Annotated in this window: 14 protein-coding genes, 2 tRNA genes, 2 rRNA genes and 1 riboswitch; of the genes, 8 read left to right on the forward strand and 10 right to left on the reverse strand. The window is 36.6% G+C overall.

The genetic code is table 11. The features are described from left to right. From CW751_RS04315 to CW751_RS04330, 4 genes are all read right to left on the reverse strand, one after another. Window positions 1-2,196, reverse strand: a 23S ribosomal RNA gene (locus tag CW751_RS04315); the annotation flags it as partial. 145 nt (window positions 2,197-2,341) lie between these two features. Beyond that, window positions 2,342-2,415, reverse strand: a tRNA-Ala gene (locus CW751_RS04320). 109 nt (window positions 2,416-2,524) lie between these two features. Beyond that, window positions 2,525-2,598, reverse strand: a tRNA-Ile gene (locus CW751_RS04325). Between the two features lie 100 nt (window positions 2,599-2,698). After that, window positions 2,699-4,220: ribosomal RNA gene (locus CW751_RS04330) — 16S ribosomal RNA — on the reverse strand. Window positions 4,221-5,053: 833 nt separating this feature from the next. Here CW751_RS04330 and mtaB point away from each other — a divergent pair. Then, complete coding sequence (gene mtaB / locus CW751_RS04335) at window positions 5,054-6,373, forward strand: tRNA (N(6)-L-threonylcarbamoyladenosine(37)-C(2))-methylthiotransferase MtaB (protein WP_101333773.1); 1,320 nt, start codon at window positions 5,054-5,056, stop codon at window positions 6,371-6,373. Window positions 6,374-6,492: 119 nt separating this feature from the next. Here mtaB and CW751_RS04340 read toward each other — a convergent pair whose 3' ends face one another. The 6 genes from CW751_RS04340 to CW751_RS04365 all read right to left on the reverse strand — a co-directional run bounded on the left by CW751_RS04340 (window position 6,493) and on the right by CW751_RS04365 (window position 11,506). Continuing rightward, the gene (locus CW751_RS04340) at window positions 6,493-7,248 is read right to left on the reverse strand and encodes an outer membrane beta-barrel protein (protein ID WP_133122121.1); all 756 of its coding nucleotides are present in this window, start codon (window positions 7,246-7,248) and stop codon (window positions 6,493-6,495) included. Then, window positions 7,245-7,646: a hypothetical protein gene (locus CW751_RS04345; protein ID WP_101333775.1), complete on the reverse strand. Its 402-nt coding sequence runs from the start codon at window positions 7,644-7,646 to the stop codon at window positions 7,245-7,247. Before CW751_RS04345 ends, CW751_RS04340 begins: the two co-directional genes overlap by 4 nt. Then, complete coding sequence (locus CW751_RS04350) at window positions 7,631-8,218, reverse strand: nitroreductase family protein (protein ID WP_101333776.1); 588 nt, start codon at window positions 8,216-8,218, stop codon at window positions 7,631-7,633. The genes CW751_RS04345 and CW751_RS04350 overlap by 16 nt, the downstream gene beginning before the upstream one ends. A 391-nt stretch (window positions 8,219-8,609) precedes the next feature. After that, window positions 8,610-9,335, reverse strand: coding sequence for an ABC transporter ATP-binding protein (locus CW751_RS04355; protein ID WP_101333777.1), 726 nt, complete (start codon window positions 9,333-9,335; stop codon window positions 8,610-8,612). Next, window positions 9,335-10,333, reverse strand: coding sequence for a FecCD family ABC transporter permease (locus tag CW751_RS04360; RefSeq protein WP_101333778.1), 999 nt, complete (start codon window positions 10,331-10,333; stop codon window positions 9,335-9,337). The genes CW751_RS04355 and CW751_RS04360 overlap by 1 nt, the downstream gene beginning before the upstream one ends. Before the next feature lie 66 nt (window positions 10,334-10,399). Then, complete coding sequence (locus CW751_RS04365) at window positions 10,400-11,506, reverse strand: ABC transporter substrate-binding protein (RefSeq protein ID WP_165779217.1); 1,107 nt, start codon at window positions 11,504-11,506, stop codon at window positions 10,400-10,402. 146 nt (window positions 11,507-11,652) lie between these two features. Here CW751_RS04365 and CW751_RS04370 point away from each other — a divergent pair, with 146 nt between their 5' ends. The 7 genes from CW751_RS04370 (at window position 11,653) to CW751_RS04405 (ending at window position 23,378) form a co-directional block, all read left to right on the forward strand. Further along, window positions 11,653-12,360 (forward strand): hypothetical protein, encoded by a 708-nt coding sequence (locus CW751_RS04370; RefSeq protein ID WP_101333780.1) that lies wholly within the window; start codon window positions 11,653-11,655, stop codon window positions 12,358-12,360. 163 nt (window positions 12,361-12,523) lie between these two features. Then, window positions 12,524-14,326: an HYR-like domain-containing protein gene (locus tag CW751_RS04375; RefSeq protein ID WP_101333781.1), complete on the forward strand. Its 1,803-nt coding sequence runs from the start codon at window positions 12,524-12,526 to the stop codon at window positions 14,324-14,326. A 1,164-nt stretch (window positions 14,327-15,490) separates the two neighbouring features. Beyond that, window positions 15,491-15,680: riboswitch (cobalamin riboswitch) on the forward strand. Between the two features lie 135 nt (window positions 15,681-15,815). After that, window positions 15,816-16,790 carry a DUF4465 domain-containing protein gene (locus CW751_RS04385; protein WP_101333783.1) on the forward strand — a complete coding sequence of 325 codons (975 nt, stop codon included), beginning with the start codon at window positions 15,816-15,818 and terminating at the stop codon, window positions 16,788-16,790. A 6-nt stretch (window positions 16,791-16,796) separates the two neighbouring features. Then, window positions 16,797-18,785: a TonB-dependent receptor plug domain-containing protein gene (locus tag CW751_RS04390; protein WP_101333784.1), complete on the forward strand. Its 1,989-nt coding sequence runs from the start codon at window positions 16,797-16,799 to the stop codon at window positions 18,783-18,785. Continuing rightward, window positions 18,772-19,824, forward strand: coding sequence for a YncE family protein (locus CW751_RS04395; RefSeq protein ID WP_101333785.1), 1,053 nt, complete (start codon window positions 18,772-18,774; stop codon window positions 19,822-19,824). Before CW751_RS04390 ends, CW751_RS04395 begins: the two co-directional genes overlap by 14 nt. Continuing rightward, the gene (locus tag CW751_RS04400) at window positions 19,817-20,797 is read left to right on the forward strand and encodes a T9SS type A sorting domain-containing protein (protein ID WP_101333786.1); all 981 of its coding nucleotides are present in this window, start codon (window positions 19,817-19,819) and stop codon (window positions 20,795-20,797) included. The genes CW751_RS04395 and CW751_RS04400 overlap by 8 nt, the downstream gene beginning before the upstream one ends. A 100-nt stretch (window positions 20,798-20,897) precedes the next feature. Beyond that, window positions 20,898-23,378 carry a T9SS type A sorting domain-containing protein gene (locus CW751_RS04405; protein ID WP_101333787.1) on the forward strand — a complete coding sequence of 827 codons (2,481 nt, stop codon included), beginning with the start codon at window positions 20,898-20,900 and terminating at the stop codon, window positions 23,376-23,378. Window positions 23,379-23,435: the final 57 nt, after the last annotated feature.

The raw sequence follows: 23,435 nt of genomic DNA on the forward strand, positions 1-23,435 counted from the left end.
GGTATTTCAACAACGACTAACATACGCCTAGCGACGCACGATCAAAGTCTCCCACCTATCCTACACATAAAGTGTCCAATATCAATGTGAAGCTATAGTAAAGGTTCACGGGGTCTTTCCGTCCCGTTGCGGGTAATCGGCATCTTCACCGATACTACAATTTCACCGAGCTCATGGCTGAGACAGTGCCCAGATCGTTGCACCATTCGTGCAGGTCGGAACTTACCCGACAAGGAATTTCGCTACCTTAGGACCGTTATAGTTACGGCCGCCGTTTACCGGGGCTTCAATTCAATGCTTCCCCCGATTACTCGGGGTGACATCTCCTCTTAACCTTCCGGCACCGGGCAGGTGTCAGGCCTTATACTTCAACTTTCGTTTTCGCAAAGCCATGTGTTTTTGATAAACAGTCGCCTGGGCCTATTCACTGCGGCCCCCGATTGCTCGGGGGCGTCTCTTCTCCCGAAGTTACGAGACCATTTTGCCTAGTTCCTTAGCCATGATTCACTCGAGCACCTTAGGATTCTCTCCTTGACTACCTGTGTCGGTTTACGGTACGAGTAATTGTAATCTGAAGCTTAGAGGGTTTTCTTGGAAGCACTTAGGATCATTATCCACTCATCCGTAGACTTGTGGTACTATCACATTGGCCATTATGTACGGATTTGCCTATACACAATATAGCTACACGCTTTAACGAACTATTCCGTCAGTTCGCAGATCTTTCATCACTCCGTCACCCCATCGCAATTACAATTAGTATGGGAATATTAACCCATTATCCATCCACTACCCCTCTCGGGTTCGCGTTAGGTCCCGACTAACCCTGAGACGATTAGCGTCGCTCAGGAAACCTTAGTCTATCGGTGAGCAGGTTTCTCGCCTGCTTTATCGTTACTTATTCCTACATTTGCTTTTCTATACGCTCCAGCATGCCTCAAAGCACACATTCAACGCATATAGAATGCTCCCCTACCACTCTCTAAAATTAATTAGAAAATCCACAGCTTCGGTAATACGCTTATGCCCGATTATTATCCACGCTCGATCGCTCGACTAGTGAGCTGTTACGCACTCTTTAAATGAATGGCTGCTTCCAAGCCAACATCCTAGCTGTCTAAGCAATCAAACAACGTTAATTCAACTTAGCGTATATTTTGGGACCTTAGCTGATGGTCTGGGTTCTTTCCCTCTCGGACATGGACCTTAGCACCCATGCCCTCACTGCTCAGTATATCTTAATAGCATTCGGAGTTTGTCTGGGTTTGGTAGGCGGTGAAGCCCCCTAGCCCAATCAGTAGCTCTACCTCTATAAGACTCTACCTGAACGCTGCACCTAAATGCATTTCGGGGAGTACGAGCTATTTCCTAGTTTGATTGGCCTTTCACCCCTACCCACAGTTCATCTGAATACTTTTCAGCGTATATCAGTTCGGTCCTCCATTCCATGTTACTGGAACTTCAACCTGACCATGGGTAGATCACAAGGTTTCGCGTCTACCCCCACTAACTAAAACGCCCTATTAAGACTTGCTTTCGCTTCGACTACGGTTCTGAAAACCTTAATCTCGCTAGTGAGGAGTAACTCGTAGGATCATTATGCAAAAGGCACGCCGTCACCCGTAGGCTCCGACCGCTTGTAGGCACACAGTTTCAGGATCTTTTTCACTCCCTTATTCAGGGTTCTTTTCACCTTTCCCTCACGGTACTGGTTCGCTATCGGTATTTGAGGAGTATTTAGCCTTAACAGATGGTTCTGCTAGATTCAGACAGGATTTCACATGTCCCGCCCTACTCAGGATACTACTAGGTATACATATTATTTCATCTACGGGACTATCACCCTCTTTGGTTGAGCTTTCCAACTCGTCTCGATTATAATATATAAGTCCATATTGTAGTCCTACAACCCCGAAGTTGCCGAAACAACTCCGGTTTGGGCTACTTCAGTTTCGCTCGCCGCTACTACCAAAATCACTATTGTTTTCTCTTCCTCTGGGTACTTAGATGTTTCAGTTCTCCAGGTTAGCTTCCCGATAAATCGGGATGACTGGTCTTCAACCAGACGGGTTGCCCCATTCAGAAATCTACGGATCACAAAATGTGTGCTTCTCCCCGTAGCTTATCGCAGCTTATCACGTCTTTCATCGCCTCTCAAATCCAAGGCATTCCCTGTGTGCCCTTAGTAACTTATTAGTTTTCTTTATTCTATTACTATTTCAATCAATTCCAACATTTCAAAGAACTTATATGATCATTTATTACAATTCAATGTAACAAACCATAAAGTAAGTAATACAATATCTTTTCTTCCTTTTTTCATTTCGTTTAATGAAAAATGTGGAGAATATCGGAGTCGAACCGATGACCTCCTGCGTGCAAGGCAGGCGCTCTAGCCAGCTGAGCTAATCCCCCATGTAATTGGGTGAGATTTCAAGTTCTTAAGTTGGCAAGTTTAAAGTTCAGTTCCAAATCTTCACTTTAAGCATTCAACTATGTTACTTTCAATAACACTCTGATTGTGTAGTCCCGAGCAGATTTGAACTGCTGACCCCTACATTATCAGTGTAGTGCTCTAACCAACTGAGCTACGGGACTAAATGAATAATCCCCCCTCATTTGCTTGCTCCACCTTTGGGAGAGATATTGTATGATTAAGAATAGGAAAATAGCAACTAAACAAATCGTTGCCCTCTAGAAAGGAGATGTTCCAGCCGCACCTTCCGGTACGGCTACCTTGTTACGACTTAGCCCCAGTTACCAGTTTTACCCTAGGCAGCTCCTTGCGGTTACCGACTTCAGGTACCCCCAGCTTCCATGGCTTGACGGGCGGTGTGTACAAGGCCCGGGAACGTATTCACCGCGCCATGGCTGATGCGCGATTACTAGCGATTCCAGCTTCATGGAGTCGAGTTGCAGACTCCAATCCGAACTGAGATCGGCTTTCGAGATTAGCATCCAATCACTTGGTAGCTGCCCTCTGTACCGACCATTGTAGCACGTGTGTAGCCCAGGACGTAAGGGCCGTGATGACTTGACGTCGTCCCCGCCTTCCTCTCAGCTTGCGCTGGCAGTTTCTCTAGAGTCCTCAGCATTACCTGCTAGCAACTAAAGATAGGGGTTGCGCTCGTTGCGGGACTTAACCCAACACCTCACGGCACGAGCTGACGACAGCCATGCAGCACCTTGCAAAATGTCCGAAGAAAAAAGTGTTTCCACTCCTGTCATTATGCATTTAAGCCCTGGTAAGGTTCCTCGCGTATCATCGAATTAAACCACATGCTCCACCGCTTGTGCGGGCCCCCGTCAATTCCTTTGAGTTTCAACCTTGCGATCGTACTCCCCAGGTGCATTACTTATCACTTTCGCTTAGACACCAACTGTATATCGCTGATATCGAGTAATGATCGTTTACGGCGTGGACTACCAGGGTATCTAATCCTGTTCGCTCCCCACGCTTTCGTCCCTGAGCGTCAATTCAGGCCTAGTGAGCTGCCTTCGCTATCGGTGTTCTGTGTCATATCTATGCATTTCACCGCTACATGACACATTCCGCCCACTTCGACCGAATTCAAGACTAATAGTTTCAATGGCAAGTTCTTGGTTAAGCCAAGAGATTTCACCACTGACTTAATAGTCCGCCTGCGGACCCTTTAAACCCAATGATTCCGGATAACGCTTGGACCCTCCGTATTACCGCGGCTGCTGGCACGGAGTTAGCCGGTCCTTATTCGTTTAGTACCGTCAGCCCCTAACTCGTTAGGGGGTTTCTTCCTAAATAAAAGCAGTTTACAACCCATAGGGCATTCTTCCTGCACGCGGCATGGCTGGATCAGAGTTGCCTCCATTGTCCAATATTCCTCACTGCTGCCTCCCGTAGGAGTCTGGTCCGTGTCTCAGTACCAGTGTGGGGGTTCACCCTCTCAGGCCCCCTACCTATCGCTGTCTTGGTAAGCCGTTACCTTACCAACTAACTAATAGGACGCATGCCCATCTTCTACCGCCGTAGCTTTCTTTGTTATCACTTGTGTGAAGACAATCGTATGGAGTATTAATCCGGATTTCTCCGGGCTATCCTCCTGTAGAAGGCAGGTTGCATACGCGTTACTCACCCGTGCGCCGGTCGTCATCTGATGCAAGCACCAATGTTACCCCGCGACTTGCATGTGTTAGGCCTGCCGCTAGCGTTCATCCTGAGCCAGGATCAAACTCTCCGTTGTAAAAAACTTTGAATTTTGTTGTGGCTCGATTTCGTTTAATTATCGCTATTTTCCTTATTTCTCAATCTATCAAAGAACTTATCTGTTGTTAATCGTTAAACAAATAACATATTAACTCCAATTTCTTAAAACCCATAAACTCGTTCGTTAAAGGGAGTGCAAAATTAGTAATTATTTTTAACCCGCAAGCTTTATCTGAAAAAAAATATTTTTTTATTTCCTAAACTTAAAGAGAAGTAAAATTTCGCTCGTTAGCGGGGCGCAAAGTTACAGCCTTTATTTTAATTAACAAGACTTTTCTAAATAAATTTTAATTATTTTTTAGCAAGGTCTTAATAAAGCTTTAAATCTATGTTTTCAATAATTATATCGCTCGTTTGCGGGGTGCAAAGATACTGAGCTTTTTTACTTCTGCAAGGACTTTGCAAAAGTTTTTTTGTTTTATTTCACTGCCTTGCACTTAACTCACTACAAACCCACAAGTTAAACATAAAATATTTTTTTCGTTTTTTTTATCGCTTTGAATATTTAATACTTAAATGAAAAAAACGGGACTATATATAAGGTATAAATTATAAAATCAGTTTAAAATTAGATATAGATCTTTTAATTAGTTAAAGGGTTTAGTTCTTTTAGAATTAGAAACTAAAAACATTTTTAATATCTGCTTTTTCATAAAACATTAAGCGTTTAACTTATAGAAGGATATTCTTTCCGATTTACAATCAGAAAATGAATAATGAAATAATTCATCAAAAAATACCTACATTATTCACAAAGGCAGAATATAAAGTTCAGTCATTTGATTGGTTTTTCTTAATTTTGCGCTTATTATGATTCAATATAAAAAAGTAGCATTTTATACACTAGGTTGTAAGCTGAATTTTTCAGAGACCAGTACTATTGCACGTAGCTTTGAAGACGCGGGTTATGCAAAAGTCAGTTTTGATGACACGCCAGATATTTTTGTGATCAACACTTGTTCTGTTACAGAAAATGCAGATAAGAAATGTGTTCAATTGGTTAAAAAGGCAAAAAAGGTTAATCCTGAGAGCTTTATTGTAATTATTGGATGTTACGCTCAATTGAAACCAGAAGAAATTGCACAAATATATGGTGTAAACATGGTTTTAGGAGCAAATGAAAAGTTCGATATTGTAAATCATATTGAACAACTCGATTCTACAGAAGAGGTAACTGTAGCTTACGGAAAAATCAAACAAGTAGAAGATTTCAAACCTTCTTTCTCTTATGGTGATAGAACAAGATCTTTCTTAAAGATACAAGATGGTTGTGATTATTTCTGTACGTTTTGTACTATTCCATTGGCAAGAGGGAAAAGTAGAAACTCTACTATTGCTGAAACAGTTCATGAAGCAGAAAAAGTTGCTGCAACTGAAGTAAAAGAAATTGTGCTTACGGGTGTAAATATTGGTGATTTTGGTCAAGGTGAAGAAGAAGATTTCTTTGGACTTATAAAAGAACTGGACAAAGTAAAGGGTATAGAGCGATTTAGAATTTCATCTATTGAACCGAACTTGTTAAGTAATGAAATCATCGATTTTTGCTTAAAAGATTCAGCGCACTTTGTTCCTCATTTCCACATTCCTTTACAATCTGGATCTGATGAACTTTTAAAGAAAATGCGTCGTAAATATTTAAGCGCTACTTATACCAATCGTGTTGAGCAAATTAAAAGTATAGCTCCAGACGCTTGTATTGGCGTTGACGTTATTGTTGGTTTCCCTGGAGAAACAGAAGAGGCTTTTATGGAAACATACAACTACTTAAATGAATTGAATATTTCTTATTTGCATGTTTTCACCTATTCTGAAAGAGCAAATACAACTGCCAACAAAATGGGAGATGTGGTTCCAATGCATGTCAGAAAAGAAAGAAGTAAAATGCTGCGTATTTTATCAGAGAAAAAGAAACGCGCTTTTTATGAGTCTCAGGTGGGCAAAACTGGAACTGTGCTTTGGGAAAGTCAGAACGATAATGGATACATAAATGGTTTTACTGAAAACTACATAAAAGTTAAACATCCATACGATGAAAGTCTGGAGAACAAACTTCAAACAGTGAAGTATTTATCTATTGACAAAGATGGGTTGATGTTTGCTGAATTGGTTGAGGAGCAAGTGGTGGTATAGGATTTAGTTTTTTGTGTAACACACCATTAGAAACTGCCACCTTGTAATTCACAATACTAAAATAAAAACATAAAAAGCTTAAACCTCTCTCTTAGAACTCGGGTTAAACAATCACTGCTCTATAGGTCCTCCTTCAAATTGAGGGCCTTTTTGGTTTTATTATTGTGAAAGAAATATTTGAGATTAAAAGCAAAAGTAGCGCCATCAATATCTCCTTTGGAAACTACTTTATGGGTATCAAACTGATAAGCCGTTGCGATTTGTATGATGGGCTTGAATGGAATTCTTCCTGATATCCCTAGATAAAACGTTCCATTTTTTCGTGTTCTATATTCAAAACCAACGTTTGCATTGGCATGAAAATCAAAAAAACTATAGCGAAGACCTTCGAAAACAAAAAGGTATTGACTTTTAGGATTCACAAGAGATCGTACATTTGAGGGGTTAAAATTTACAGAAGCTCCTCCACTCACGTTCATATAAAATTCTTGTCCAAGTTTGATATAGACTAAAAAATTAACAGGGATATCAAAACTAACATAGCCAATTTCGTCGACTGCTGTAACATTGGAATCCGCCACGGTGTATTCTGCTCTGAAGTTTCTTTTGGTATAATTAATCCCTGTTTCTAGCGCTAAAAGTTCTGTGAGACCAACTCTTACAATTCCACCATAAGAATAGCCCATAATTGGTTTAACCGTGGATTCGAAATTATCGATTTTTAAATCAAATGGTTTATCTCCTACAATACCAAAGGGAATTAAGGGTTTAAATTGTAATCCGAAAAAATTTTCTGGTTTAGCCCGATAGGACTGTGTATATGACACACAGGAAATAAACAGTAATAAAACACTGATGTAAATTTTCAAAATCACTCCTTTACTTTTTGAAATTCCTCCATTTTATCTTCTAAGGTAGGGCTTGTACAATAACCTACGACTGCAAGTGTCATAACACCAATAGAAAAAAGAAGTAACGACCAGCGTAAAAATTTATTGCGGATAAGAAAATTTCTATTTCTTCCTTCAACCTGAAAATTAATTCTTTCTACTGCTGAATGGTCTCTGTTGTGTATACCAAAAAGTATGTATGTTTTTCCACGGGTATTCTCTTCTCCTTTTTCGAACCAAATCTTCTTTGATTTTAGCGTTTGCTCGAAATCATCTGCTTTCTTTTTGACAGCAAAACGAAATACCACATAGTTGGGATTCGAAGGATGGCGAACATAATTCACCAATCCTAAATCAATGATATTCTCTACTTTTGAATCCATTCTGTTACATATTCTATTGGTTTACGCTGACCTTTTGGCCATTCTTCGCCTGGGTAACCGATATAAAACAGTCCTAAACAACGGTCTTTTTCACCAATATCTAGAAAGTTTTTCATTTCGTCGGTATAAATCAACTTTGGTGAAGACCAAAACCCACCCAAGCCATACGCTGTTGCTGTTAGATGCATATTCTGAACGGCACAGGCTACAGCTTCTATTTCTTCTATTTCCGGAATTTGTTCAGATGGCTGACGCTCCATGCATATCGCGATAACCGCTGATGCCTTTGCTGGTCGATTCGTCATACGACCTAATTTTATTTCGTTCACCTCATCTTTTGGTGTTTTTTCAATGTACATATCTCGCAAAAACTCACCTAATCTTGTTTTGCCTTCATCCATAAAGATTTTAAACCTCCAAGGTTGAGTCATTCCATGCGAAGGCGCCCAAATTGCATTGTTTAACAATAATTCAACTTGCTCTCGATGCACTTTTCTATCGCTAAAAAATTCAGGATAAATCGTTCTACGGTCTTTAATGAGCGCATTAATTTCACTTAAATTGTACTTCATTATATTTACTTTGAATACAAAGATAGGATGAAAATTGTCAGTTTAAAAGTAAATAGAATATGTATTTTAAATTGGAGGTTTAAATAAACAATAACTACAAAAAATACAAAAGTTAAAAATTAACAACAACCCAATTATTCGAAAGTTGTAAAAGAACACAATCTTTACCTTCGATAAATAGTGATGATAATAAAAGCAGACTGTTTCAAAAACCCTGAGATAAATGTGAGCAGCAATGTTTGTTTCGCGTGAAGGATAGCAGCGGCATCCTCTGACGGTTTCCTCAGAGATATAGCGAATAGCCTGACCCATTGAAATGGAATGGCATGAAATAAAATGACAAATGAATGGGGCACGCCCAAAAACTAAGCCCCTTTAATCAAGGTTTAGCCTAAAAAATTTTAGAAATAATATCTTCTTTGTGGAAGGGTTCAAAAAAGTCACACATCTCTTTTTGTTTTTGATCTATCCCTACTACTCTATTGCAATATTCGAAACACAATTCTAAATCATGAGAGGAGATAAAAATGAGTTGCTTGTTTTTGCGTGCCACTTTTTGTAAAATTTTCAATACTTTTCTTCGGTTGTTGTAATCAAGAAAGGCAGTAGGTTCATCTAAAATTATAATGCGGGTTTCTTGGGCAAGCGCTTTTCCAATCATTGCTATCTGTCGTTCGCCATCACTTAAATACAGAGTGTCTTTTTCGGCAAATTGTGTAAGATCAAGCTCTTCCATTACTTTAGCTACCACTTGGTGGTCTTTTTGAGAAAACTGATTTAGCAAGTTTGCATGAGGCGCGCGCCCCATAGCTATGAGTTCTTTCACGGATAAATGTTGAACTCCATTAAATTTTGAAGGAACAAAGCTTACCGTTTTTACTTTTTCCTTCCTACTCAAAGTTTTCCAATCTTTTTCATTAAAAAAGAGGTTTCCTGATAACAAAGGTTGATGGTCTAAAATTGTATTGAATAGCGTTGTTTTTCCTGAACCATTTGGTCCGATTAGAGCTACAAAATCTCCAGCTTGAAAGGACAATTCTCCTGACGTAAAAAGCACTTTCGGATCTTGTCTTTGTCCTTTAGTGAAGCCGATATTTAATTGACTAAATCTTAACATCAAAACTTTCTAATTATGATCCACAAAACAATCGGAGCTCCTATCAAGGCAGTTAACGCATTGAGAGGCAGGTTTAAAAAAGGGGATAATAACTGCATTACAATATCACAAACGACAATTAATAACGCACCTCCTAATATACATCCAATAACTAGGTGATAATGATTGGTTGTTTTATATATTAATTTAATAATGTTGGGAACAACCAGTCCTACAAAAGCTATAGGACCACAAAAAGCAGTAACAACTCCTGTTAAAACAGCGGTGATGAGCACTATTACAACACGAATTTGCTTGATATTCACACCTAATAACGAAGCGTTTCTATCACCTAGAATTAACAAATTTAACGGCTTTACTATAAGCAATGTCAATACTATTCCAGCTGTAGCAAAAAGCGTTAAAATCCACAATTGATTATACTCAACGCTTTGCAGTGATCCGAAACTCCATAACATAAATTGTTTTAAGTTATTAGGATCGGCATAAGCTTGAACAACATTGATTAAGGCGCCAGAAAAACTGCCTAGCATAATTCCTACTAGCAAAAGAGAAACTTTGTTTTTTACATATAAGGAACTCAACAAAATTAGTAACCCAGCGATAAACGCTCCTAATATGGCTGCTCCAATCAATCCTAAGTCTGAACCAAAAAGAAAGAAGGAAGACATTGTACTCAGGGCAACCATTAAGGATGCTCCTGAATTTATTCCCAACACATAAGGTCCTGCTAATGGATTTTGAAATAAAGTTTGCATAAGGAGTCCCGATAACGACAATGTAGCACCAGCTATAACAGCCGTAACTACACGTGGAAAACGAAACACCCGCAAAGTCAATTCCGCTGTAGCATCTGGATTTGTGCTAAACAAACCTTTAAAAACATCTTTTAACGCAATAGGGAAACTACCTAATGTAAGATCATAAAGCACAAGCAGTAACAGCAGTATAAATAACAAGCCACTTCTTCTCCAATAGGATTTATTTAATGTTTTCATTTCGAAGCAAAGGTATCAAGCCGAATCAAAAAACACAGCTCTTTATCAAAAAAAGATAAAAAAGAGTTATTCTGAAGTTATTAAACTATAGTATTGCTTGGTTAAATCATCATAAAGATATGGATGAAAAATTTTACCTAGGTCTTGTAATACTTTATGTGGTTCTATTGAAGAATTCTCCCAAAAACAATTGGTTTTCTTAGCGTATGAGTATAATTTACCCATTTTAAAAGATTTCAACATTTCAAACTTTTGATTTTGATTGAGCAAGTCTTCTTTAGATTGAGCATTTGCGTTCAACCAAAACTCTGTATCTTTATTACTGGTCAAAAGTTCTTCAAGAGATAGACTTAAACTCCCTGTTCCATCTGTGTTTTTATACACATAATTTACATTGGCATCTTTCAATAGTTGGGCCATATAACTATTTCCTGCAGGAACATTAAATACATCTCCAAAATAGGTTCCAGCAAAGACGGTAGGTTGCTTTTCTGCCTTTGTTAAAGCTTTTGTTGTTTGGGCATATTCCAATTTTATTTGTTCAAAAATGGCCTTGGCTTCTTTTTGCCTCTGAAACAAAGCACCCAACACTTTTATCCACTCTGCTCTACCTAAAGGATGTGTTTCTTTCCATTCATACATTAAGAAAGTTTTTAACCCAGCTTGTTCGAATTTGTTTAAAATTGGTGCATTTAAGTTAAATCCTGAATACAAGATTACGTCTGGCTTCGCCAATAGAAACGCTTCTGCGTCTGTCATCCCTATTTCTCCAACTTCCATTACACTAGACTTGCTCATAGGGTGACACAAGTGTTTGTGATTAGCTACGCCTATAATGTTTGTTTCTAACCCTAGTTTTCTTAGCATACCAATTTGGGTGGTTGAAAGTGTAACGATACGGTTTAATTGATGGGTAAAACTGTTGTAGGATGGTCTCACTTCTTTATCAACATCATAAGTTTTTATAACTGCTTGTGTGGTTGGATCTATAACATCAATTTGAACTCCGTTTTGCGTGTACATAATGCGAAAAGATTCAGCGTACTCATTTTTTAGGGTATCATTTTGCGCCAAATCGTTAATTGAGGCAAACTCTTCCTTTTTCTCTTGGGTGCAAGCACAAACGAAAAACAAAATACTAAACAAACTAAACATCAAAACTTTATCTTTCATATATGAACTTTTCACGGTTTTAAATTTTATTATTTTTGTTGTAAAACTACAAAGGAAACGCATATCTAGTTTAAACAAGTGCACAAAAAAACATAAATGGTGTTTATTTTTTTTTAGTTTAGTTGAAAATTTTAAAACTATAATTTATGAAACAAATTTTACAAAATGTTGCTGCAGTATGTTTTGCTGCGATACTTCCTTTAGGTGCGATTAATGCACAAACAACCATTTTAGAGCAAGATGGTGCCAATAATGAATTTGTTGTGGCTGACTGGACGATATCAGGTGGAGGTTTTGCTAACACTAACCAAGTAAATGTGCTTGCTAGTAATGACGCAATTTTGTCTATTTCAAACACTACAGCTTATACGAATCTAGAAGTGGAGTTGCATTTCTCTCAGTCAACCACCCTATCATTTGATTTAGATCTAAATGGACCCAACAATAACTTGACCATAGCTAACAACATCTCAGATGCAACAGGTGGCACGAATCAAAAGATTGTTTCTTTCAATAATAGCAATGCTGTTACACTAAACGAGATGAGGATTTACGGCTCAAGTATGAATGCAGGAATTACATATCTCAAAATCACAGGAACTCCTGATAACACAAGTGCAATTGTTGACGAAACTAATGAGCAATTTAATATAGTGGTCAATGAAAACCAATTGAATATTGTTGCACAAACAAATGGCACAATACGTATTTTTAATAACATTGGCCAATTACAAGGCGAGTTCAACATTGTTACTGGAGAAAATGACATTCCACATACGACTCAAGGAGTATCATTTTTGGTTTTCACCAATGCAAGCAATAATTTAATCTCAAGGAAAAAAATATTGAAATAAAATTTACTGCTTTTCAATACTACTATAAAGGATGTCTCACTAACATCCTTTTTTTGTTTTTAAGGTTTTGTTTGTTAAACCAAAAAATACAACTAAACTAAAAAAACATAAATGGCATTTATTTTTTTTTTAGTTTAGTTGAAAATTTTAAAACAAAACAATTATGAATACTTTACAAACTTTTAGAAAGCTTAGCACGAATTCGTTTTCGTTAGTTGCTTTGCCTATTTTGACTTACTTGTTTTTTGCATCAGGAAGTCTCTTATCGCAATGTAGTCATTTTTATGATGATTTTGAATCTGGTGCTTATTCTCCCACATGGTCCGTTGGGTCATCGCTGGATTCTTATGACGTATCTACAACGAACGTTCCTCAAGGCAGTTATAGTTTAACGGGTACAGGTGGGGATGAAAACCACCTAAGAGGTTTTAGCACAACCTTTGCCGCTGCAACTCCATCAGAAGTAAGTTGGTATATATATACTAGTAATACGAATCAAAGGGAAAGTTATACAGTAATGGGAAATTCAAGTGTTTCGGCCACTAATTGTGTATTCTTTAGCTATTGGCATGGAGATGAAAATAATATCAAATTTATTAACTCCTCTTTTGGTTCTCCAAATTTTGATTATCCTGCAACTTCCGGCAATTGGTATTTTATTGAATTAAAAAATATTGATTGGACAGCAAAAACATTTGATATTTATATTAATGGTACTCTTGAATCTTCAGATTTCCCATTTAGAAGTTCTTCTCAAAACGCAATTAGCGAGGTTCATTTATACAATTTTGATATTAATGGTACGGGGTATTGGGATCAAATCACTATTGGAGAAGCAAATGACACTCAAGCTCCCGTAGCTGATGCAGCTTCTCTTTCCGACATTAATGATGAGTGTGAAGTAACGAGCTTAACTGCTCCCACAGCTACTGACAATTGTGATGGAGCAATCACAGGAACACACAGTGCTACACTGCCCATTACTTCCAATACAACCGTAACGTGGACGTACGAAGATGCTAGTGGAAACACTGCTACTCAAACGCAAAATGTAGTAATTGATGATATGACTAATCCGGTAGCTGATGTAACTACATTACCAGATGTCACTAATGAATGCGAAGTAACGAGTTTAACTGCTCCCACAGCTACTGATAATTGCGATGGAGCAATTACAGGTACACACAGTGCTACATTGCCCATTACGTCCAATACAACCGTAACATGGACATACGAAGATGCCAGCGGAGATACTGCTACGCAAACGCAAAATGTAGTAATTGAAGATGTGACTGCTCCGGTTGCTGATGTAGCTACTCTTTCCGACATTAATGATGCACGCGAAGTAACGAGCTTAACTGCTCCCACAGCTACTGACAATTGTGATGGAGCAATCACAGGTACACACAGTGCTACATTGCCCATTACTTCCAATACAACTGTAACGTGGACGTACGAAGATGCTAGTGGGAACACTGCTACTCAAACACAAGAGATAATAATAGAAGAAATAGACGCTTCAGTTACAGTAGATGAATCTACATTAATTGCGAATAATACCAATACCGGAGTCAACTATCAATGGATTGATTGTTCTTCAAACGCTATCATTTCCGGAGAAACAAGTGCTTCATTCACACCCGATGAGGGTGGTTTTTATGCTTTGTTTATCACACAAAATGGGTGTTCTAAAACATCAGAATGTGAAGAAATATCTTTCGTCTCATTAGATATTTACGAACAAAATGAAATGAAATTATACCCCAACCCAACAAGCGGCAAGTTTACAATAGAAACAGAAACCAACGCTATTGGTAGTATGTATCAGATTCTTGATGCCCAAGGAAGATTAGTACAAAAAGGTGTACTTACCTCAGACAAAATGCAACTTGAACTAAAAAATACTGAAAAAGGTGTTTATTATTTAAAAATCAATCAATTGGTTAAAAAAATCGTATTTGATTAGCCCGCTTTATTATTCATTTTCTAAAATATTTAACCCGAACTATTGACTTCGACGAAGTCAATAGTTCGGGTTAAAGGTATTCATGAACCCGCAAGTTCGGTTTATCCCGTATTATTCATGAGATTATTTTTAATTTTAGATGAAATTCGTGATTTGATGATAATAGCATTCTATATCATCAAATTACAATTGAAATATAAAATCAAAAGAATCCAAGCATTAAATAATTGATACCCAAATTTGGGGTAGGCTTACAGTCTTTAAAAACAGACTATATATATTAAAAACAACTTTTTAGATATTTTAAACAAGAAATGCGCTGAATAATTCGGGTTAAATGCTTATCCGTTTGTTTCCCCAAACTCTAATCTTTAGTGATTAGACATAACTGTTAGTTTATGGATTGGTTTTACTTCATGTAAGTGTATGTAATTAAATTATAAAACAATATTGGTGCTATATGATTTTGTGTGGGTAAATTAAAAAACTAATTTTTCAATGCCGTTATTTTGTTAAAAAATGAATTGACAAATCCCAACGGGATGGCATATATTAAGGATGGAGGTAACTCCATCCATGGAGAAACTAAACCCACTCTACAATTCCGATCGAGAGGCATAATTGCAAGCAATTATGCCTCTCGATCGGAATTGTTATTCTTATACATTATCATACCCAAGGACGGAAGTCCTTGGCTAAGGATATGTCATCCCGTTGGGATTTTTTTGAATACGAAATGGATATAACAGCATCAATAATTATATCAATGTGATTTACTTCATGTGCGGGAATTACATATCTCAAAATCACAGGAACTCCTGATAACACAAGTGCAATTGTTGACGAAACTAATGAGCAATTTAATGTAGTGGTCAATGAAAACCAATTGAATATTGTTGCACAAACAAATGGCACAATACGTATTTTTAATAACATTGGCCAATTACAAGGCGAGTTCAACATTGTTACTGGAGAAAATGACATTCCACATACGACTCAAGGAGTATCATTTTTGGTTTTCACCAATGCAAGCAATAATTTAATCTCAAGGAAAAAAATATTGAAATAAAACTTACTGCTTTTTAATACTACTATAAAGGATGTCTCACTAACATCCTTTTTTTGTTTTTAAGGTTTTGTTTGTTAAACCAAAAAATACAACTAAATTTGTATCACGTTTTAGATGATGTGCACGAATAACACATCAAGGAATCTTGTGAAAATCAAGAACTGTATCTGCAGCTGTAAGCTTTAAAAGCTTTTTCTGAATACCACTGACACGTCACCCGACGATTGGGAAGGTAGAAAAAGTTAAGAAGTAAGTCAGAAGACTGATCTAAAATGCGTTTAAGAAGACTTCAGATTAAAGTCGGACTTATCACATATACTGTACTTAAAACAAACAGTTCTGATATTTCTCCTCTTTTGGTGATAAACCATTTGATGTCTTCATTTTATTAATTATTTAATTCATTTAAAAACTAAAAGAATGAAGAAACTTTACTTTTTGGCAAGTGCGCTACTTGCTGTAACTACATTAAAAGCGCAAACTACAGTTGATTTTGAAGATTTAAGTCTACCTGCCGCAGTTGACACATTTTACAATGGAAGTGATGAAGCGGGTGGCTTTACATCAGGCGGTGTACATTTTGGTAATCAATACAATACAACCTATGATTCATGGACGGGTTTTGTGTATTCTAACATGACAGACAATACCACCTCAGGATACATGAATCAATACAGTGCATATCCTGCATCAGGTGTCAATGGTTCAGAAATATACGGAATCTTTAATGGTGGAGATACGCTAAATTTTCCTGGCACAGATAACGATTTAGTGAGTATTCAATTAACCAATACTACTTATGCTTATTTATCTATGCGCGATGGAGATTCATTCTCAAAAGCGTTTGGAAGCACAACAGATGCTAACGGCGATACCGATGGAACAAATGGAGAAGACTTCTTTTTTGTTCGCATTTATGCACACAACGGGATGGATGAACGAATTGATTCTGTAGATTTTTATTTAGCTGATTATAGATTTACAGATAACAATGATGACTACCTTATCGATACGTGGACCAATGTAGACTTATCAAATTTTGGAGGTGTAAACTACCTAACTTTTGATTTTCACTCCTCTGATGTTGGTCAATACGGAATTAATACACCAACTTACTTTGCGCTTGACGACATAGTATATACCAACACAAGTGGTATCGTACAAGAAAAAACTAATGCAATAGCTGTTTACCCTAATCCTGCGCATCATATCGTAAAAATCGAGAATGGTCAGTCTGGAAACTATGTCATTGTTAATATGCAAGGTCAAACAGTTAAAACCTTTAAACATACGCAGGAAACAACATTAGACATTTCTGGTTTAAAAACAGGCGTCTATTTTATTCAAAACACCTCATTGTCGAATGTTTCCCCACAGAAATTAATCGTTCAATAGTTAGGTTTGTTAAAATTAGGAGCAAATAGCGCAGTTCATTTGATAGTTTTCACATTTGTTGTGGTGCTATTTGCTCCTTTTGTTTCTTCAAGTCAAAGTGATACTACAAACTTCGAAGAAGTAACTATAAGAGGTAAACATTTCAAGGCTGCACAAAAAAGTAAAATAGATGCAGCAGAAATATCACATTTAGCACCTCACGATTTAGGTACTTTATTGCAATTTATAAATGGTTTAACTATTAAAAACTACGGTTCCATTGGAGGGATGAAAACACTTTCCCACCGTGGATTAGGCGGAGAACACACCCAATTAGTTATTGATGGTATTCCTATTAACAATCCTCAGAATGGACAAGTTAACCTAGCTAACATTAGTCCTAATAATTTAATGCACGTTGAAGTTAGCCACCAAAACAACAATGAACTTGTTCCTGTTTCGAGTTTAATTAAAAGTAGTGCTGTGCATTTAAAAACCTTTGATCAACAATTTTCAACATCTCCTATCGCCCTAAGAGGAAGTTTTACTTTAGGTAGCTTTGGTCAAAAAGAAGCTTTTGCATCCATTAAACAAGGAGGAGATAAATACTTTGTAAGTCTTACAGGAGGTGTAAGAGCTTACACAGGCGACTACCCGTATCAAATTAATTTTGGAGCACAAGAGATTGAGGCTATTCGCCGAAATAACGCTTTGAATGACTATCACATTACCCTTGGTGGTGGATATAAATGGCGTTTGAAAAACACCCATCATTTTATAACATCCAAAATAAAGTCTAGTTCTATATCACAAGAATTACCTGGTGCAGTAATTCTATACAACAATATGGCAGAAGAAGAACTTACAACCAAAAATACAGCTGCACAAATCAATTATCGGCTAGTTTCAAAACAATGGAATTTTAAGGCTTTCGCAAAATACAATCAACGATTTTTACATTATTACGAACCAAATGCACTCAATAGCGATGGTTTTATTGACAACCAATATTTGACACATTCAGCTTCAAGTGGCTTTCATATACGGTATCGTCTTAATAACTTTGCATTTCACGCAGGAAATGACTTTTTATACGACCACTTAGAAAGCTCTAGAGAACTAGGCCGCCCCACCCGACTTTCAAACACTTCCATGTTGAAAGTAAATTACAGCGCAAAACATTTTATAATCAGTGCCGGAGTTTTCTCTCAATATTTTATTGATCAAAACGAATCGCAAACGCATCGAAATAATTACCAAAAAATTCATCCACAAATATCTATTTTTACAAGTGATGAACTTTTTACGAACTTACAATTACTCGCATGGTACAAGCCTTCTTCTCGCGCTCCTTCTTTTAATGAGTTATATTATTCTCAAGTTGGAAGTAAAAGTTTAAAACCAGAAGAGTCTTCACAAGTTAATTTAGGTTTTAAATACATCAAACCATACAAAAAACTTAGCTTACAGCTGATGGGAAACGCCTTCAAAAATGAAGTGAAAGAAAAAATACTTGCTTTACCTACTCAAAACTTATTTGTATGGTCTATCCAAAATATCGGAAAAGTAAAGATTTTAGGAGGTGACTTAAATCTAAAACTACAGTATGATTGGAACAAAGATTGGGAAACAGGGGTTCAAGTTGGAGCTAGCTACCAGTACGCTGTGGATATAAGCGATAAGAACACGCCTACATTCAATCATCAAATTGCTTATACACCTCAATGGACTGGCAATGCGATGTTGAACATTCGTTTTAAGCTGCTTAATATTCACTTTTCAAGTTTGTATATTGGCGAACGTTTCAGTTTAAATGAGAACATTGCTGGAAATCGTTTATCATCCTATTTAACATTAGATTGTTCTGCCAGTTATGCTTTTGAGTTACCAAAAAACAATACGATAACGCTTCAAGTTGGTGTGAAAAATTTGACTAACGCATCTTATAATTTCATCAAATATTATGTGATGCCAGGAAGAAATTACTTTTTAAAGATTGCTTATGGACTTAATTAAATACATATTTATTGCACTTCTTCTTTTTACTTCATGTAAAAAAGACAAAAATGATGATTCGAAATTAGGTTCTTCCTATAAAAATGGATTATTAATTCTTAATGAAGGACTATTTCAGCACAATAATAGTAGTTTATCATGGTTGGACCTCTCAAATAAAGAAATCACCAACAATGTTTTCCTATCCATTAATGACCGTCCAATTGGAGACACTGGAAATGACATGATACGCTATGGTAGTAAAATATATATTTGTGTAACAGGATCCAGCACCCTTGAAGTCATTGATAAAAACACTTTAAAAAGTATAAAACAAATTCCTTTTAATTATAACAATCAAGCACAAGAGCCCCGACGAATCACTGCGCATAATGATAAAGTTTTTGTGTCTAGTTTTGACGGTTATGTAACGGCAATCGATACGACTAGTTTATCGGTTCACAAACGCATAAAAGTAGGTAGAAACCCAGAAGGAATTTGTGCCAATAACAATGCGTTATTCGTTGCTAATTCTGGTGGTCTTGATTTTGATAATCCAGACTCTACGGTTTTTGAAATTGATTTGAATACTTTAGAGGTTGTGGATACATTTTGGGTTGGAGCGAACCCTGGAGATGTTATAGCTGATGCGTATCAAAATATTTATGTGATAAAACGAGGTGATTATGAAAGTGATCCTTCCGAATTAGTACGCATTAATTTGGATAATCGAACGGTAGAAAACTTAGAAATACCGGCAACATCAATGAACATACGTAATAACAAACTATATATAAGTTATTACAACTTCTCTACCAACGCCTCTTCGGTTTCTATTTTTGATTGTAACAATCAATCTTTAATCAGCTCAAACTTTATTAATTCACAAGAAATTTCAACGCTATATGGTGTGATTCCTTATAAAGCAGATGAATTGATTTGTCTAGATGCTATGAATTACACCAATAGTGGGTATTTACGATTTTTTAATTCATCAGGACAATTAACAAACAGCATTAACGTAGGGCTTAACCCTAATAAAATTATACATTATGAATAAAATATTATTAATACTCAGTTGTTTTGTAAGTTTCAGTTTAGCAGCTCAATCTTACCCTCCTGCCGCTAATGAATCAGGAACAGACGCTATTCACGTAGATAGCTCGATTCTTATTGCCTGGGCTACAGGCGTAGAAGCAACACGAGGCTATCTAAATATGGGCGACCCTACATTCGAAATTAATGGAAGTAATCTTGCAAGTGCAGGAAGTTCAGAAAACGCTATTGGTGAAGCAGACAACAGCATTGTATCTTTAGGTGATGGAGGATCAGCAATATTAACATTTGATCAACCAATCAAAAATGGTCCAGGCGCAGATTTCGCAGTATTTGAAAACAGTTTTTCTCATACTTTTCTAGAATTAGCACTTGTTGAAGTTAGTTCAGATGGTGAGCACTTTGTTCGTTTTCCTGCACACTCCGAAACGCAAACATCTACACAGGTTGGTGGATTTGGCACGTTAGACCCTGCTTACCTCCATAATTTAGCAGGCAAATACAAGGGCAACTATGGAACTCCTTTCGACTTGGAAGATCTAAAAGATAGTTCAGAACTTGATATTGATGCCATTACACATGTCAAAATCATTGATGTAATTGGAGCTATAGATGAAAATGGAAGTTTAGATGCATTTGGCAATAAAATCAACGACCCATACCCTACTCCTTTTGAATCTTGTGGGTTTGATCTTTCTGGCATTGGTGTTATTCATCAAAACAATAATGCAGATATTTCAAAAGAGGAACTTGGCTTTAAAATTTATCCTAATCCCAGTGATGGAAAAGTAAGCATCGACTTGGGTGGTTTTGGCACATCTACTTTAATAATTACCAACAGCACAGGCAAAATAATCAAACAAACACATATAAATCAAAGCGTTAACAACATCGACATAACATTAAACAAAGGTGTTTATTTTTTAAGGTTGATAAATAAAACAAAAAGTGAGCATCAGCGTCTCATTGTACGTTAGTATTATTACTGAAATTAAGGCAACTTCTTAACTTATGCATCGTTAGGCTTTAAATGATTCAGCATAGTGCTGCAATCGATTTATTGGCTAAACTTCTACTATGAAAAATGTTTTATTTTTTCTTTTATTATGGACGACTTCGTTTGTTTTAGCGCACAATGGCTTTGAACAAAATGAGGGTCAGATATTAAATATTGATCGCACACCTAATACGGATGTGCTTTATAAATTTAAACAAGAAAATCTACAAATCACACTGCGTAAAAATGGTTTTTCTTATGAGTTATTACAGCAAGATAATGCAGCCATTGAGGAAATGAAGAAAACATCAAATACAAAAATTCCATGTCAAATTGAACGTATTGATTTTCTATTTCCACAATCTCCAAAACACATCATTTCTGATAGAGAAATTAAAAACAACATCCGATATTTTAACGAACAAGGAAGCTTTCAACCAAAGTATTTTCAACGCATATACTACAAAGAAATAGCCGCAGACTTTGATATTGAATTCTTAATAATTGATGGACAATTCAAATACAACATTCATAAATCCAAAGATGGACAATTAAAAGACTTCTATATTAAAGTTAAATCAGCAGGTAAACTATCGCTTATCAATGAAGATTTGTCAATTTTGACTGACTTAGGACAAATCAATGAACAAATTCCGGTTAGCTATATCGGAGAAAATAAAGAAACGTTGAAGATTAATTTCAATTTAGATAAAGACCGTTTATCTTTCAAATCGAACATAAACACAGACCATCAAACGTTAATAATCGATCCACTGCCTGACCTTGTTTGGAGTACTTTTATTGGAGGTTCTGAATATGATATAACAACTAGTACAACAATTTCAGATGACAACTCTATTTACATAACAGGGATTACCACTAGCTCTTCCAACATTTCTACATCCGGAGCTTTTCAGTCCAGTTACCAAGGAGATTTAGATATTTTCATCTCAAAATTTACACAAGAAGGAGATATTGAATGGAGTAGTTATTATGGTGGGCCTCAAGCAGAACGCATCTACAGCATTGTTGAAAATAATGGTTACATATATCTCGCTGGATGTACTTTTAGTAACTTGGGAATTGTCACCTCCAATCCACATCAATCCACTGTCAATGGAGCTGATGATATATTTTTATTAAAAATGGACAGTCTAGGCAATAGAGTTTGGTGCACCTATCACGGTGGTAATGACCATGACTTTGTTACAGACATGATCGTTGAAAATGATACCATTTTTATGGTCGGACACACAAGAAGTATGAACAACATAGCAACCAACGGAGTCCATTTAGAAAACTTTTCTGCAAGTGAGGCTGGACACATAACTTTATTTGACACAGATGGAAATCACCTTATCGGAACATACTTTGGCGCTGAGAATAACACTTCTATACAAGGAATAACCCGATTAAACCACAAAATTTTCATTACTGGTCGAACCAATGCAAATAACGGAATCGCTACAACAGGCTCACATCAAGAAATATTTGCGGGGTTTAAGGATGGCTTTTTAGCTAAGTTCAATCCAGATGGAACCAAACTTTGGGGAACTTATTTTGGTGGTGATTATAGTGATGTAGCAAACGCAATCGCCAGTACTGTAGGTGGAGAAATAATTATATCCGGTAATACGAGCAGTACAAATCAAATTGCTACTCCCGGAGTGCATCAAGAAACAAGACTAAGTCCAGAACAAGGGTTTATCGCTAACTTTAACGAAAATGGTCATTTGAATTGGGCGACCTATGCTGGTGGTAATTCAACAGATTATATTTCTGTAATGAACACAAATAAAGATTTTATTTTTGTGGGGGGACAAACATTAAGTGATGAAGAAATTGGTACTCCAAACAGTTATCAAAGTACTATAAGTACTGATTATGATGGTTTTGTTCAAGCTTTTGATTTATCAGGAAACTTACAATGGGGAACTTATTTAGGTGGAAATGCAAATGAGGATATTGCAAGTATTTCAGTCTTGTCAAACAATCTTTTGGTCGCAGGATCCGTCGACAACAATAGTCTTGTTTTTGGTCAAGGAAATAGTCATTCAGACACATACGCTGGTGGTGTCTTTGACGGATTTCTTGTTTATTTATGTCAACCAGAAACGCCGCAAATAATACAAGTTGGTGATTCTTTAACAGTAATTGCTACAGGTAATATCGATTGGTATTACGAAGGAGATTTAATTGAAACAAACCAAGAAAGCATTCTACCTACAGCAAATGGAGACTATACCGCAATAGTCTCACAACAAGGGAAGTGTTCTTCAAATAGTGATACTTTAACAATATCTACAATAGGAGTTTCAGTGGAAAATCACATCAACAATAACACAATCAGCATCTATCCAAATCCTGCAAAAAACAAAGCTATAATAGCGAAGCCGGGTAAATTCAGTGGTACTCTTTTTAATCTTCAAGGAAAGGAGATATATCATTTTAAAGGAGAAGACAAAGTAAATCTTAACACTACAAATTTAGAAGTGGGAACTTACCTAGTTCATATTCAGCTCACTGATAATCATACAGTTTTAAAATTACAGAAAAACTAAAAATTTAAAGCAACCACATTAGTTTTACTTTCGTTCTCAATACAAGACTCACATTTA

Origin of the sequence: Brumimicrobium salinarum (assembly GCF_002844555.1) — a bacterium.
Lineage (GTDB): Bacteria > Bacteroidota > Bacteroidia > Flavobacteriales_D > Crocinitomicaceae > Brumimicrobium > Brumimicrobium salinarum.

Coding starts and splice junctions, on each gene's coding strand:
- CW751_RS04360 (WP_101333778.1), bottom strand. CDS start 10,333: ATGAAAACATTAAATAAATCCTATTGGAGAAGAAGTGGCTTGTTATTT.
- CW751_RS04350 (WP_101333776.1), bottom strand. CDS start 8,218: ATGAAGTACAATTTAAGTGAAATTAATGCGCTCATTAAAGACCGTAGA.
- CW751_RS04365 (WP_165779217.1), bottom strand. CDS start 11,506: ATGAAAGATAAAGTTTTGATGTTTAGTTTGTTTAGTATTTTGTTTTTC.
- CW751_RS04345 (WP_101333775.1), bottom strand. CDS start 7,646: ATGGATTCAAAAGTAGAGAATATCATTGATTTAGGATTGGTGAATTAT.
- CW751_RS04395 (WP_101333785.1), top strand. CDS start 18,772: ATGGACTTAATTAAATACATATTTATTGCACTTCTTCTTTTTACTTCA.
- CW751_RS04400 (WP_101333786.1), top strand. CDS start 19,817: ATGAATAAAATATTATTAATACTCAGTTGTTTTGTAAGTTTCAGTTTA.
- CW751_RS04355 (WP_101333777.1), bottom strand. CDS start 9,335: ATGTTAAGATTTAGTCAATTAAATATCGGCTTCACTAAAGGACAAAGA.
- mtaB (WP_101333773.1), top strand. CDS start 5,054: ATGATTCAATATAAAAAAGTAGCATTTTATACACTAGGTTGTAAGCTG.
- CW751_RS04375 (WP_101333781.1), top strand. CDS start 12,524: ATGAATACTTTACAAACTTTTAGAAAGCTTAGCACGAATTCGTTTTCG.
- CW751_RS04405 (WP_101333787.1), top strand. CDS start 20,898: ATGAAAAATGTTTTATTTTTTCTTTTATTATGGACGACTTCGTTTGTT.
- CW751_RS04370 (WP_101333780.1), top strand. CDS start 11,653: ATGAAACAAATTTTACAAAATGTTGCTGCAGTATGTTTTGCTGCGATA.
- CW751_RS04385 (WP_101333783.1), top strand. CDS start 15,816: ATGAAGAAACTTTACTTTTTGGCAAGTGCGCTACTTGCTGTAACTACA.